Source organism: Nannocystis punicea (genome assembly GCF_026965555.1).
In the GTDB taxonomy this organism is placed as follows: domain Bacteria; phylum Myxococcota_A; class Polyangia; order Nannocystales; family Nannocystaceae; genus Nannocystis; species Nannocystis punicea.
Genome location: NZ_CP114040.1, coordinates 12,398,438 through 12,412,232 on the forward strand (window position 1 = coordinate 12,398,438; position 13,795 = coordinate 12,412,232).

At 70.9% G+C, this 13,795-nt stretch carries 12 protein-coding genes; 4 read left to right on the plus strand and 8 right to left on the minus strand.

Going from position 1 to position 13,795, the window contains the following annotated elements; translation table 11 throughout:
* Window positions 1-90: 90 nt before the first annotated feature.
* The 5 genes from O0S08_RS47735 to O0S08_RS47755 form a co-directional block, all read right to left on the minus strand.
* Entirely contained in the window at window positions 91-471 is a 381-nt protein-coding gene (locus O0S08_RS47735; RefSeq protein WP_096328995.1) for a helix-turn-helix domain-containing protein, read from the minus strand.
* A gap of 134 nt (window positions 472-605) precedes the next feature.
* On the minus strand, window positions 606-2,999 hold the full coding sequence (locus O0S08_RS47740; protein WP_269036231.1) for a TonB-dependent receptor: 2,394 nt from the start codon (window positions 2,997-2,999) through the stop codon (window positions 606-608).
* Between the two features lie 100 nt (window positions 3,000-3,099).
* The gene (locus O0S08_RS47745) at window positions 3,100-3,513 is read right to left on the minus strand and encodes a hypothetical protein (protein WP_269036232.1); all 414 of its coding nucleotides are present in this window, start codon (window positions 3,511-3,513) and stop codon (window positions 3,100-3,102) included.
* A 108-nt stretch (window positions 3,514-3,621) separates the two neighbouring features.
* Window positions 3,622-4,455, minus strand: a complete 834-nt coding sequence (proC, locus tag O0S08_RS47750; protein ID WP_269036233.1) for a pyrroline-5-carboxylate reductase — start codon at window positions 4,453-4,455, stop codon at window positions 3,622-3,624.
* A gap of 35 nt (window positions 4,456-4,490) precedes the next feature.
* The gene (locus O0S08_RS47755) at window positions 4,491-5,189 is read right to left on the minus strand and encodes a hypothetical protein (protein ID WP_269036234.1); all 699 of its coding nucleotides are present in this window, start codon (window positions 5,187-5,189) and stop codon (window positions 4,491-4,493) included.
* A gap of 69 nt (window positions 5,190-5,258) precedes the next feature.
* Here O0S08_RS47755 and O0S08_RS47760 point away from each other — a divergent pair, with 69 nt between their 5' ends.
* The 3 genes from O0S08_RS47760 (at window position 5,259) to O0S08_RS47770 (ending at window position 8,215) form a co-directional block, all read left to right on the plus strand.
* Window positions 5,259-5,870 (plus strand): hypothetical protein, encoded by a 612-nt coding sequence (locus tag O0S08_RS47760; RefSeq protein WP_269036235.1) that lies wholly within the window; start codon window positions 5,259-5,261, stop codon window positions 5,868-5,870.
* Window positions 5,871-6,367: 497 nt separating this feature from the next.
* Window positions 6,368-6,703, plus strand: coding sequence for a ComEA family DNA-binding protein (locus O0S08_RS47765; RefSeq protein WP_269036236.1), 336 nt, complete (start codon window positions 6,368-6,370; stop codon window positions 6,701-6,703).
* A gap of 540 nt (window positions 6,704-7,243) precedes the next feature.
* Complete coding sequence (locus O0S08_RS47770; RefSeq protein WP_269036237.1) at window positions 7,244-8,215, plus strand: hypothetical protein; 972 nt, start codon at window positions 7,244-7,246, stop codon at window positions 8,213-8,215.
* A 392-nt stretch (window positions 8,216-8,607) separates the two neighbouring features.
* Here O0S08_RS47770 and O0S08_RS47775 read toward each other — a convergent pair whose 3' ends face one another.
* From O0S08_RS47775 to O0S08_RS47785, 3 genes are all read right to left on the minus strand, one after another.
* Window positions 8,608-9,753 carry a hypothetical protein gene (locus O0S08_RS47775; protein WP_269036238.1) on the minus strand — a complete coding sequence of 382 codons (1,146 nt, stop codon included), beginning with the start codon at window positions 9,751-9,753 and terminating at the stop codon, window positions 8,608-8,610.
* Window positions 9,754-9,987: 234 nt separating this feature from the next.
* Window positions 9,988-10,743, minus strand: coding sequence for an alpha/beta fold hydrolase (locus O0S08_RS47780; RefSeq protein ID WP_269036239.1), 756 nt, complete (start codon window positions 10,741-10,743; stop codon window positions 9,988-9,990).
* A gap of 90 nt (window positions 10,744-10,833) precedes the next feature.
* Entirely contained in the window at window positions 10,834-11,682 is an 849-nt protein-coding gene (locus O0S08_RS47785) for a tetratricopeptide repeat protein (RefSeq protein ID WP_269036240.1), read from the minus strand.
* A gap of 1,273 nt (window positions 11,683-12,955) precedes the next feature.
* On the opposite strand from O0S08_RS47785, the gene O0S08_RS47790 reads away from it, so the two are divergent.
* Window positions 12,956-13,612: a hypothetical protein gene (locus tag O0S08_RS47790; protein WP_269036241.1), complete on the plus strand. Its 657-nt coding sequence runs from the start codon at window positions 12,956-12,958 to the stop codon at window positions 13,610-13,612.
* The last annotated feature ends 183 nt before the right edge of the window (window positions 13,613-13,795 follow it).

Below are 13,795 nucleotides of genomic sequence, written 5' to 3' on the forward strand. Positions count from 1 at the left end.
GAAAAAATGGCAACGGCGCTTGGGGGCCGTTGCCAACTTGCGACTCGGCCCGCGGCCTGGACCGACCGGCCGAACGAGCCGGGGTGGGACTCAACCGCCTTCGAGCGTACGAGCGACCTTGACGAGGTCGCGGATCTGCTTGGGCGACAACTGGGCGGCGACCGCGTGGAGCTCGTCGAGCAGCTCGCCCTTGGGACCGCTCTTCGCCTTGGTCTTGGGCAGCAGGTCGGTCGGCTCGCAGCCGAACGCCTGAGCGAGGAGCAGCAGCGACTCGATGCGCGGAGCCTTGTAGCCGAGCTCGAGCTTGTTGACCGTGGTGACCGTCAGACCTGTCTGTTTGGCCAGCTCTTCGATCGTGAGGTGCGGCCGCCAACCGGTCTCACCCTCGCGCTTGCGGCGGGTCTTGGGCGGCGGAGTCGCGGTGCGCCACAGCCTGATCCGTCGTCCGATTTCCTGTGCAACTTCGTTCATCTTGAGCTCCTCGGTCGGATGTCCCGAGCCCCATCATGACACAAGTTACCTGGCGCTTCGAACAGTCCTCCGTTGCGGATGCTCACACGGGCATGTCTCATGGGACTTGTCCTTCGGGGCTTGTTGGCCCCCGCCTAGAACACCCCACGAAGGCCCAGGGAGGGCAAAATGTATCTTAAGCCACGCGAGCCGCAAGCCGTGTCGCTGACGATCGAGCCTGCGCCGGACGACGCTGCGTCCGAATCTCCGTTCAACACGCACGCGATCACTTCGCTCGAATACGTCGAGTTGAGCACGTCTGCGACGAAGTGCAGGCTCCACGCGCGGAAGCGCCAGGTTCGTTCGGCGCGCAGGTCGAGCTGGAAGTAAGCGGGCAAACGACGGTTGTTGCGGTTGTACAGGAGCGCCTCAGAAGCCGTCTGATCGCCGATCTGGACGGTGTACGGACGACCTGAATGAAAGTGCAGGCGACCGCCGAAGCTCCAGCGATCGCTGATGCGATAGCCGAGCACGACGTTGACGATGTGACGCTGATCCCAGTTCGAGGGGGCGCGGCCGCCGTACTCGTACTCGCGGGTCGAGCGCGACAGCGTGTACGCGGCCCACCCGTACGCGCGTTGACCGGGCATGAGGCGCACCATCGTCTCGAGCCCGTACGACCACCCCTTGGCCGAGATCACGAGGTCGTCGATCTCCTGCAGCTTGCCCGACGACAGCGACGCGAGGTCGTAGTCCTGCAGGTTCGACAGCCGACCGAGGTAGACGTCCTGCGTGATCGCCAGCTTGTTGCCGAGCACCAGCTCGTAGCCGACGCTGCCCTGGATGTTGCGCTGCAGGCCGCGCTCGAAGCCGAAGCTCTCGAGCCCCGGCAGCGGGACCGGGAAGCTCGGCGGCTGGTGGTAGACGCCGACGTTCTGGCGCAGCGTCCAGCGCTCGCCGACCTTCTCGCGCACGAGGATCCGCGGGTCGATGCCGAACGCGTGCGTCACGGTCCGCGCCTGCGGCAGCACCGGCGAGTGGCCGACCTGCGCGTAGAGATCGCCGCGCACGCCGGGCCGGATGTCGAACCCGCCCTTGCGCCACAGCAGCTCGGCGTACACGCCGGTGGCCGAGACCACGCGGTCGCTGAACAGCTGCGTCAGGCTCTCGAGCTTCCACCCGTCGCCCGCCATCGCCTGCGTCGCGCCGCGGAAGATCTGCACCTCCTGGTCGATGCCCGCCCCGAACTCCGCGTTGCCGCTCTCGCCGATCGGCACGCGCACGTCGACGCGCGGCGCGATGAGCCACTCGTTGCTGCGCGTGCGCGACAGGCCGGTGCGGTCGAGGCCGAGGCCGAGGCTGTAGGTCGCGACGCCGCCGCGCGGCAGCTCGTGGCGGATCTTCTGCACCAACCGATAGAACTCGAAGCGCACGAACGGGGTCGGGTTGGACTTCTCGCCCAGCTCGTCGAAGCTGCCGAGCGCGAACGCGGTGTAGGTCGCGCGCTTGCCGAGCGCGTGATCGAAGCGGGCCTGGTAGTCCCAGAAGCGCAGCTTGAGGTTGGCCTGCACCAGCGTCAGCACCCCCGCGGTGTAGCTGTAGCGGCCCGCGAACGTCAGCGACCCGCGCGCCGGCCCGCGCCGGCACGCCTCGCGCTTGGCTCGACCTGTCTTCTTGGACCTGGCCTTCGCGCGCTGTTCTCGGAGACATGCCCGATCGTACTCGTAGTTGAGCGGGATCTCGACCAGGCCGCCGGCGTCGGTGAGGCGGACGTCGAACTCGCCGTAGGCGCGGTCGCGTCGGGCCGCGCGCGTGCGGCCCTCGATGATGCCGCTGGCGTAGCGCCCGAGCCGCACCGGCGCGCCGCTGGCGTAGAAGTCGACCTGATCGATGAAGTACGGGTGGATGACGGACGGCCCGAGCGCGACGTGGAACAGGATCGGCACGCGCACGCCGTCGAGGTAGTAGCCGGTGTTGCCGGGCGCCGCGCCGCGGACCACCACGTACGGCAAGAAGCCCGCCAGCTGCGACACGCCGGGCAGGCTGCCGACCACGCGGAACGGATCGCCGAAGGTCCCGGGCACCGCGCGGAGCTCCTCGTCGCGCAGCGTCGTGCTCGACACCGCCACCTCGCGCTGCTGCCGGACCACCGTGCGGTACTTGTTGCCGGCGACGTCCGGCGCGAGGCGGTACTCGTAGACGAGATCCTGGCGATCTTCGAGCTTAATACTTACGGACAGGTCCTGAAAGCCAGCCGCGCGGATCAACAGCTTGTGCTCGCCAGGCGGCAACCACAGCTCGAAGTCGCCGGTCTTGTCGGTCTCGGCCGAGTTCTCGTCGCCGAGCAGACGCGCGCCGGCCACCGGGTCGCGGCTGCCGTAGACCATCACCCGCCCGCGCAGCCGCGCTCGCCCGAGCGGACTCGCCGGAGGGGACGTCGCCGCGGGCGTGTCTGTCTGTCTCGCCGCGGCGCCGCTCGCCGGCGCCTCGCTCGACGCGCTCGCCGGCGCCGACGTCAGCGCGAGCGCGAGGAGGAGGGCGAGCACCACGCGAGCAGGATATCGAAGTCCGCCGCGCGGAGGTCGCGAATGCGCGCGAGCTCGCCGTTGCCTTCGGCTCGGCTACCCGCGAGCACCACGCGATCGCAGCTCACGCTCCGTCGCGACGCGACGAGGCCCGCCGAGCGCCCGGCAGGCGAGCATCCTCGGCGCTCGACGGCCCTCGGCCTGTCGACGCCGGCTCCCGACGCGCGGGCGCTTCGACCGGCGGAGCGGAGCGGACGGCGGCCTGCGACGGCCGGGGCAGCGATCGGCGACGCTCGGCCGGCGACTCTTTCGTACTCGTCGCGCGCGTCGGCGCCTCGACGTACTCGCCGAAGATCCGCTGCTTCATGTCCTCGAGCATCGGCGAGATCCGCCCGCGCGTCCCGTCGAGCAGTTCCTTCGCCTGCGGGGTCTCGCCGATCCGGTCGACGTGCTCCGACAGCGTGTAGGCGCCGAGCTTGACGGTGCAGCTCGCCCACAGGATCGCCACCAGGAACACGAGGCTGAGCAGGGTGCGCATGAGGCCGGGCGCGCGGTCCGCCCGAGGCGCGCGCGCGCGATCTTCGAGCCCGCGGAGGCGCGAGGCAAATTTTCGACCGGCGACGACAGGCGGACCCGAGCCGCGCCGTCACTTCTCGGCCGAGCTGTCGCGTCCGAGCTCGCTGGCGACCTTGGCGGCCTCCTGGATCGTCCGCGCGAGGACGGAGCGGATCCTGCCGTCCTCCATGGTCAAGATGCCGGCGATCGTGCAGCCGGCGGGAGTGGTGACCTGGTCCTTGAGGGCGGCCGGGTGGAAGCCGGTCGACAGCACCATGCGCGCCGCGCCCTGGAACACCTGCGCGGCCATCTGCAGCGCCACCTGGCGCGGCAGGCCCATCATCACCCCGCCGTCGGCCATCGCCTCGATCATCACGTAGACGAAGGCCGGGCCGCTGGCGCCGAGGCTGGTCACCGCGTCCATCAACTTGTCCTCGACCTCGAGGCACAGGCCCACGGTGTCGAACAACTTCTTGGCCAGCGCGACCTCGACGTCGCCGGCTCGCTGGCCGCGCGCGAGCACGGTCATGCCCTGTCCGATGAGACATGGCGTATTGGGCATGGCCCGAATGACAGGGCTCTCGGGCAACCAGGCCTGCAGCTGGGCGAGGGTGACGCCGGCGGCGATGCTGATGACCGGCTTGTCGGCGAGCGCGGCGCGGACCCCCTCTTCGTGGAGCACCTTGCTGACGCGCTGGGGCTTGACCGCGATCAGCACGGCGTCGGCCTCGCCGATGGCGTGGAGGTTGTCGGTGGAGATCCGGACACCGTGGCGCTGGCGGACGGCCTCGGCGGCCTCGTGCCGGCGGGTGGTCGCCACGATCTGCGTCGGCGCCAGCAGCCCCGCGCGCAGCAGGCCGGCGACGATCGCCTCGCCCATGGTCCCGCAACCGATGATCGCCAGAGTACGCCCTGCCAGCAGCATGCGCGGGCGCTTACCACAGGCCGCGGGCCCGCGCCTCAAAACGGGCGGGCGGGCTGGTACACCCACGACACTGCGACCAGGTCGCGTTCGACGGGCTCGCCCGGCTCGCGGCTCGGTTCGGCGTCTTCGACCCACGGATCGACGTCGTCCTCGACCTCGACCGCAGCAGGCTCGAACGAGAAGGCCGCCTCGAAGGGCGCGGAGATCGCCGCCGGCATCTCCTTCGGGATGTCGAACCCGCGAGGCGGCCAGACCCCGCGCCCGATCGCGGCGATCTCCGTCAACAGGCTGCCGCCGGCGATCGCCTCCTCGAGCCGCCGCTTGAGCGCCTGCACCGCCGGGAAGTAGTCTTTGCGCGAGTAGCGCTGGTTGAGCACACAGAATTCCTCGTTCTTCAGGCCCACGCAGGCGAAGCACTGGGTGCAGCCGGTGCAGTCGACGCACAGGACGAGGTACTGCGAATCCTCACAACCTTCGCAGAATTCGAGGTGGCCCGAACGGACGCACGAGCGGCTCATGCGCGAGCGGGTGCAAGCGCGGCAGTCGTGGCACAGCTCGCAGTTGCTGCAGTCGTTGCAGCGGACGCACTGGACGCAGAAGCGGCAGCGGTTGCAATCGAGGCAGCCGTCGCAACGGAGGTTGCCTTCGCCGGCGCGGCTCGGTGCGATCCCGGCGCGGTGGGCGTCGAGGAGCCCACGGAACTGGGCCAGCAGTTCGTCGAGGGTCGGATGCACGGCCTACGAGGGTGCCACGGATCGCGGCGTGACCCAAAGTAGAGGGCCGTGTATGCTCCGCGCGCGTCCATGGCCCCCAGCCGCCTCCTGATCGTCGTTGCGCTGCTCGCGCAAGCCCTCGCGCTCGGCGCCTGTCAGCGAAAGATCGGCAGCGCGTGCCGTGTGAGCACCGATTGCAGCTTCCGCGGCGAGCGAATCTGCGACCTCTCGTACCTCACCGACAGCAACGGCAACCCCGACCCCAACGGCAAGGGCGAGTGCACGATCGAGGGCTGCACACCCGGCTCGTGCCCAAAAGAGGGCGCCTGCATTCAGGTCTTCAACACCGAGTTCCTGAGCGTGGCGTGCGATCCCGACTGCGAAGATCGCCGCCCGGTCGGCGCGGGCGACAACCTCTCGCCCGACGACCCGCAGTACAAGTGCCGCGAGCTCGACGACCCGACGATCTACAACCGCTGCACCGACCAGGAGCTGTGCTTGCCCGAGGGTCTGTGCGCCGACCTCCTGAGCGCGCGGATCTCCTGCCGCAAGGAGTGCAACAGCGACCGCGGCTGCCGCGACGGCTACGAGTGCCGCGAGACCGGCAGCAACGGCGTCTACGTCGCCTTCTCGCCGACCAACCCCGACTCGCTGCCGATCGAGAAGATCTGCATGCCGATCGAGCTCAAGGCCGGCGAGTAATCTTCTCGGCCCTTCGCAGGTCCGGCCGCGCGTCGCGCCATCGCGCTTCGGCCGACGCTCCGCCGTTCGAGCCCGACGAGTGACTCAGGACGGCGCCACGGACCGATCGCTCCCGACGGTCGGTCCGCGCCGCTTACTACATGTCTTTCAGGGCAGGTTATCTGTCCTGCTGCTTGCGACCTCGGCCAGCGGCCCGCAGTCGCTCGGTGGGCTCACGATCGCGGCCTCGTCACGCATTTCGCGGTCCACGCGAGCGCGCCGCTGTCCCGCCGGCTGGCCGGTGTCCAGCCGACGGGACACATGGCCCTTGAGTCATGTCTGAAAGTTCTTCCCTGAGATGCGAACCCCGGGCTGTCCCGCCGGCGGGCCGGGCGTCCCGCCGGCTGGCCACCCGGTGTCGGGGCCATGTCCCCAAGTACTTGAAATGCTTCGAACGGCCGCGCGGCGCTCGACTTGCTCAAGGTGCTGCATCGGCGCAACGCCGAACGGAGACACCCATGTTCAAGCAGATCCGCAACTTCCTGTCCCTGACCACGCTCGCCGCCACGCTGTTGGCGGCCACGCCGGCCTTCGCGGCGCCCACGCTCGAGGGTCAGGTCAACCTCAACACCGCGACCGTCGAGCAGCTCGAGCTGTTGCCGGGCATCGGCCCGGCGATGGCCAAGAAGATCGTCGACTACCGCGCCAACAAGCCGTTCCAGGAGACCAACCAGATCGTCCGGATCAAGGGCATCGGGCCCAAGACCTTCGCCAAGCTCAAGCAGTACCTCGTGCTCAAGGGCGAGACGACCCTGCGCGAGGTCCCGAAGGACGAGCTGGCCACCAAGCCCTGAGCCCGCGTGCTCCGGTGAATCGGGGCACGGGCACGGGCGCGACGGGCGAGGGATACTCCGTGGCCCCGCTCATCGCGACGGTCTGCACTCCTCCACGACGATGACGCTCGTCGCGTCCGTGCTCGTGCCCCGGTTCGCCGGCTCCAGCGCTTCTGGACATGTCCTGAAGTACATCTCACTTCGGTGAACCAATCTCCTCCACCTCGGAGACCGCGACCGGCGCCCAGCGATCGGCGAGCGTCCCTCCTTCACCTCGTACCGACGATGCGAACGCGCCGGCTCGCGGTCCTCCGAGCTCTTCGACCCGACCACACGCGGACTCGATTCTGCGCCTCTCGAAGGCCGTTCTCGTTTGGCCACGGCCATTGATCGTGCCTCACTGCCCCCGTGCCCTCGCTACCCAGCCCCACGATGCTCGTCCCCGCTAGCCTCTTCGAGCTCGGCCACCCTTCTCGCCGCCACCTGACTCGCACCGGGCGCTGGTCTTCGGCGCCCCTCGGCGCGTGCACCTCGCGCCAGGACGGGTTAAGGTTCCGGGGCGTGCGTTCGCGTCTCCTCGTCCCCGTCTTCGCCGCGCTCCTCGCCGCTGCCGCGGCCGGATGCCGTCCGCCCGAGATCCTCCCGCCCTATGAGACGGGTCAGGCGCCCAAGCCAGACGTGCTGCTCGGCGCGGCGGCGCCGAAGATCTCCGCCCTTCAGGTCCCGGTCGCCAAGATCCGGATCGGTCGCGCCCCCAGCGGCAACCTCATGTTCCTGGCCCAAAAGCCAGGTCGATTCTCCGGGCAGATCCAGATCGCCGGCCACGAATTCGTGTCCCTCGCCTTCAACGAGCGCGGCTACACCCTGCGCAACGTCGCCGCCGACAATCTGCCGGCCGGCTTCTTCGCCGGGCCCCCGGCGGACTGCGCGATCCAGCGGCTGCTCGGGGTGCCCTTCGCCGCCTCCGAGCTGGTGTCGCTGGTGCTCGGCGGAGCCCCCATGCTCGCGCCGCCGTACGAGGTCGTCGCGCAGTCCTGGGATCCTCGCCATGGCCACGAGGTCCTGCGCCTGCGTGCCCCCGGCTACGAGCAAGAGCTGCGCTTCGCCTTTGTCGACGGCGTGTGGTGGCCCGCCGGCAGCACCCTCTGGCAGCGCCGCGGCGACGGCGAGCTCGCGCGCATGTGGTCCCTCCTGCACGAGGAGCTGCACCCGGTCGACGGCACGGTGTTGCCGCGTCGCACTCGCCTCGCCGGTCCCAGCACGCGCCGGCAAGACCTCGTCATCATCACCTACGGCGCCCAGACCGTCGATCCCGACCTCGGGGGCAGCTCTGCGGCCATCAGCGACGATGACGCCGGCTGGGAAGACGAGGACACCGCCAGCCCGCCCGAGGGCGAGGGTGACGGCAGCGAGGCACCTGTCCCCGGGGACACACCGGCCGCGGCGACGCCCGCACCCGCCGAGACGACCATCCCCCCGCAGTTCACCCTGGACGGCGCCGGCCTGGCACCCCGCGGCGAGCTCTGCCGCTGAGTCACCTCCCAGCGCTCCCTCGCCCACCGAGTCCGCAGTCGCGCTCGACCGCCCTCGCATCAGCGCGACGAGCTGCACGCCGATGGGGCCTCGCCTGCCGCACCGGCGACCCCGAGACCTTCTCGCCCCGCAGGCCGCAACATCCGACTCGGGCAGCCTTCCAGGCGCTACCTGCAGCACCGGCGAGCCCGAGGCCTTCCCGCGCCACGCTGCATCCCTCAGCCTTCCAGGCGCTACCTGCAGCACCGGCGAGCCCGAGGCCTTCCTGCGCCCCGCAGACCCCGCTGCATCCGGACAGCCTTCCAGGCGCTACCCGAAGCACCTGCCGACGACACGCGAAGGAGCATGCACTGCGGGCACGCCCCTCCAGCCTGTCCTTCAGGACAGGACCACTACTTCGAGCCGAAGAAGTACTGCAGGCTGCCGCCGAAGTAGAAGCCCGTGTTCCAGCCGCCGGTGAGGTTGATGCCGAACGTGTCCTTGATGAGGAAGCGGGCCGTGACCAGCAGGTTGACGATCGGGATGACCGGCAGGTTGATGCCCTTCTCGCGGCCGAGCGCGTTGAGGTCGGCCTCGTTGCAGCCGTCCTTGGTGCACTTGGCGAAGCGGCCGGGGTTCTTGCTGGGATCGTTGTCGAGCTGGAGGCTGCCCGCCGGCGGAGGCGGGGCGCCCGGGTTGTCCGGGTCGGGCGACCAGTGCGGCGTGCACTTGGTGAAGTCGGAGTAGTCGGAGATCGAGTTGCAGGTGGCCTGCGGGTTGCCATCGGTCGAGCCGGCGGCCGGATTGCCGAGCGGCGTCTGCCACAGGCCCTTGCCGGTGATGATGCCGATGCCGAGGCCGCCGCCGCCGCCGAGCTGGAACGCGAAGTCCGGGGTCTCGACGATCGTCCCGCGGCCGATGAAGTCGACCTGCAGGGCGACGAAGCTGAAGTTGACCTGCGTGTAATCGGCGGCCCCGAGGTTCGGGTTGCCGTTCGCGTCCCTCTCGCTGTCGTCGAGCCACAGGCCGTCGGGCGCCTTGAGGCGGTGGTAGGCGACGGCCGGGACGATGTCGAAGTTCTTGGAGAAGCGGTAGATGTACTCGCCGCCGATGTAGAAGTTGCAGCCGTCGACGCGGGTGAGCCCGGCGCCGAACTTGCCGCCCGGGATCGAGTCGCCGCGGCACAGCGCGTTCGTCAGGCTCTGCACGTAGCCGCGGACCGCCCAGGTCGGGATGATCGAGATGCCGCCGCGGATACCGAAGCCGTGACGCGTCCACTTCGGCTTCTCCGGCTCCGGCGGCGGCGGCTCCGGCTCCGGCGTCGGCTCCGGCTTCACCTCGGGCGCCGGCTCCGGCTTCGGAGGCTCCTCGAGCTCCGTGCTCTTCGGCGCCTTCGAGCTCGTCGGCTGCCACTGATCACCCGCAGGCTGGGTCGTCGTCTCCTGCGTGGTCGTGGTGGTGGTCGTGGTCGTCGTCGTCGTCGGCTGCGTCGCTGCGGCCTGCGCCCACAACGAGCTCGCGCGCGCGTACGGGTTCGCGAGGGCGAGCTGAGGCGTCAACGCGAAAACACAAGCGACAGCAAGAGCAGAGCGACGCATGGCGTCTACTATACGCAGATCGCGTCGCGCGCGGCAAAACTGCTGCCGTCTTCAGGCCCCAGCCCAAGCGCGATTTCGCACACTCTCCAGCGCGCACTTCACGCTCGTCGGCAAACCGGCAAATCGCAGTTCACGATCCGGCCTGACCTCGGCGACATGGTCTTTGCGCCCGGCGGCTCACGGGCCAGCGAGGCTTCAGCGCGACAGGACCGCGCGCGCCGGCTCGTCCGGTTCGTCGAGGAACTCGCGGACCGCGGCATAGAACGGCTGGGCGATGACCAACGAAGAGTGACCGCCCGGTAACACGACGTAGTCGTGCTCCCGATCGACGCCCTCGATGGGCCCCGGGTCAGGGCAGAGCGCGTCGGCGTCGGCGTGGATCTGCCGCAGCCGCACGCCCGCCGGCAGCGGGGCGGCCCGCAGTTCCTTGAGGAACCGGCTGCCGGGACGCACCTGCCACACCGAGGCGCTGACCAGCCCGACGGTCGCCATGCCGGCGAGCGACATCCACGTCCCGCCGAGCGGCGTGCCCATCAACGCCAGCCGGCGCACGTGCCGATGGGCTTGCAGGAACTTCACCGCGTGCAGGGCCACGAGGCCGCCCATGCTGAAGCCGACGACGTCGACGCGATCGATCTCGAGGCTCTCCGTCAGCCCGCGCAGCTTGACCGCCAGCTCCTCGGCCGAACGGCTGAGCGAGCCCAGCTGGAGCATCCCGTGGTGGTAGCTGAACACCACCTTGCCGTCCGACTGCAGCCGCCGGGTCAGCGGCAACATCGTCCCGCGAGTGCCGAGGAAGCCGTGCACCAGCACCACCGGCCGGCTGCCGGGCTCGACCCAGGACATGTCTCCGGCGACACGATTGCCGCGCAGGAGGTGGCGCGCGTAGCCGAAGCCGTGGCTGATCGTCTCCGTCGCGTGCTGGATCATCCCTCGCTGTCGCTTCGCCACTGCTTCCTACCTTAGCAGCACGAGGGGGCCGGGTCGCAAGACTCGGCGCTGCGCGCGGAGGCTCGTACACGTGTCCGGACTTCCCCGGGATCAGCGCGTCCGTTCGGAGCGTGACAGGGCCAGCGCCGGCGTCGGCGACTCCGGCAACATGCCGCGGAACAGCTCGTCGCGGCCGCCGGTCCCGAGCGCCAGGCAGCGGGCGCGCGCCTCGCTGGCCAGGCGCGTGCCGGGGAACGACTGCATCGCCTGCTCGTAGCGCGCGACGGCCTGCCTGCGCTCGCCGATCTGCTCGTACGCCTGCCCGAGGTGGAACAGGTAGACCACGCGCGCGGGGTTGTAGCCGAGCGACTCGAGCCCGTGCTCGAGCAACGCGGCGGCCTCGCGTGCGCGACCCATGCGCGCCAGGCACAGGCCCTCGAGCGCGTTCCAGGCCTGCGCCACGGTCGGCTGGTAGGCCGGCGGGACGAAGCGGAGGCAGGCGTCGCGGTCGCCGCGGATCTTCGCCAGTCGTTCGGCCGTCGCCGTCTCGGCGACGCAAGCGATCTCATGCCGGCCGAAGGCCGCGAGCGCGTGCAGGTGCGGCGACAGCTTGGTCGACTGGTCGTCGTAGAGCGCGCCGGCTTCCTCGAGCCGCCACTCGGCGACCAGCAGCCCGCCGAGCTGCGCGCGCGCCAACCACTGGCGTTCGACGCTCACCGCCTCGCCCGCAGCGGCCAGCGCGAGCTCGCGCCGCAGGTGTTGCTCGATCTCTCGGTGCCGTCCGGTCGCGATCGCGCGCCGCAGCACCTCCGCCTCGAGCATCGCTCGCCGACGCCGGTCGCGCCCCACGAGCCACGCGCCGAACGACATGCTGAACACGAGGGCCGCGATCGCCGTGACCTCGCCGGAGCAGCCGGGCAGCAGCACGAGGGTCGGCAGGAGGGTCCACGCGTCGCGCACCTCTTCACCATAGCGCGACGCGACCGCCTGGCGTGAGCGAGCGATTTTTTTTGCCCCGTCGTGCAAAAGAAGGCCGGCTCGCATCGACCTCAGGGGGACCATGTCGCACGTCCCGCCTGAATTTGCCTCACGACCTCGCCGGTCGGCGGAGCTCTCGGCTCGCTCGCCCGCACCTGCCGCCACCCTGCCGATGCTCGCGGTCGTCCCTCTGTCCGCATCGGTGAAGGCGCGAGCCCCGGCCGCCTGCTCGCGGAGATCGGTCGTACCGGCCGGGCCGCCCGCCAGCGCCCGACCGCCCGCAGCGAGTTCGACCTCCCTCGCGCCCGCCCCGATGCTCACGCGCCGGCTGGCAGGGAGCCGGGCCACGCCGGCTGCTTCCCCCGCACTCGCCGATGAGCGCTCGCGGATACCCCTGCCTGCCGCGCGAGCCCGGACCCTCGTGCGGTCCATCCACTCCCGCGATGCGCTCGCCCGGGCCTCGGCCCCGCCCTCACGACCCGCGCCCGAGCCGGCTCGGTTCGTCGACTCATCCTCCCGCGATGCGCTCGCCCGGGCCTCGGCCGCGCCCTCACGACCTGCGCCCGCCCCGGCTCGGTTCGCCGACTCATCCTCTCGCGGTGCGCTCGCCCGGGCCTCGGCCGCGCCCTCACGACCTGCGCCCACGCCGGCTCGGTTCGCCGACTCATCCTCTCGCGATGCGCTCGCCCGGGCTTCGGCCGCGCCCTCACGACCTGCGCCCGCGCCGGGTCAGGTCGCCGACTCATCCTCCCGCGATGCGCTCGTCCGGGCCTCGGCCGCGCCCTCACGACCCGCGCCCGAGCCGGCTCGGTTCGCCGACTCATCCTCCCGCGATGCGCTCGCCCGGGCCTCGGCCGCGCCCTCGCGACCTGCGCCCGCCCTGGGTCAGGTCGCCGACTCATCCTCGCCCGGCCGCTCACACGATTCACCCGAGGAGGCTCGGCTCGCGGGGCTGCCTTCAGCAAAGAGGACGCGCTCCTTGCCCGCAGCCGCTCCTGTGCGAGCGCGTACCGGCGAAGCAAGCCCGTCGCCGGCTGCGCCTGCCCGGGCTCGAGCCCTCGCGGCCGCCACGACATCACGCCCTGCCTCGCGCATCGCTCCCGTGCTCGCCGACGGCTCGAGCCCGCCGGCCAGACCCGCAGCAGACGCCCGGCCGCCCGCCCGTGCCCCGGCCCCCGCGATCCGCTCCGGCGCCGCGGCGCGTCCGCTCGCCTCGCCTGCGGCGAGGCCCCGCGCGGCGGCCCGCGACTGTGCCTTGCCGGCCCTGCGAGCCCTGTTGGTCGATCCGTCCGAGTGCGCGCGTCACCCCGGGGCGCTCGTCCGCGAGCTCGCCCCCGGCTTGTGCGAGCTCGTCGCCTCCGCAGTGTCGGGTGGGCAGATCGAGATCCCCGATCGCCGCGAGCTCGCGGCCACGGGGCTCGGCCCTGCCGGCCTGTTCCATCGCGCGCGCCTCGGCACCTGCAACGAGCGCCTCGAGTTCGCGCTGGCTGCTCCCTCCGAAGGTGTCCATGCGTACATGCTCGGAGGGCCAGGTCGGCCCGACACCGCGGCCGCGGTGCTCGAGCTCGAGGCGCTGCTCGGTCAACCGCCGGGCCCGGTCGGCACGGTCGTCGCGTTCCCGGCCCGCGGCACCGCCCTGTTCATCGCCCCCGGCGCGCGTCGTCTCCGCCGCTCTCTGGTCGCCTGGGGCCTGCGGCAGTTCTGGTGCGCCGAACCCGAGGCCGCGCCGCAATGCCTGGGCGACACGCTCCGCTTCATGGCCGGCTGGGCCCGCGACGCCTACCGCACGCTCCCCGGCCCCGTCTCGCCGCTGCTCTACTGGCACCATCAAGGCAAGTTGAGCGTCCTCGGCGACCTCGGCCTCTCCCACTTGCCGCGGGAGTTGGCGCGGCTGGTCCTCGCCACGGCGTGAGCTCGCAGGCTGATGCGCTCGCCACTGGCGACATGTCCCATGGGCCATGTCCGCCGTGACGCCAGGCAAAGAATGTCTCGAAGGACGTGGCCGTGCAGGCGTCGGAGCAGCTCATGCTCGCCGCCGTCTCGTCACCGCGGGGAGACAGACCCCTCGCCACGGCGTAGCCCGCGTGATGATGCC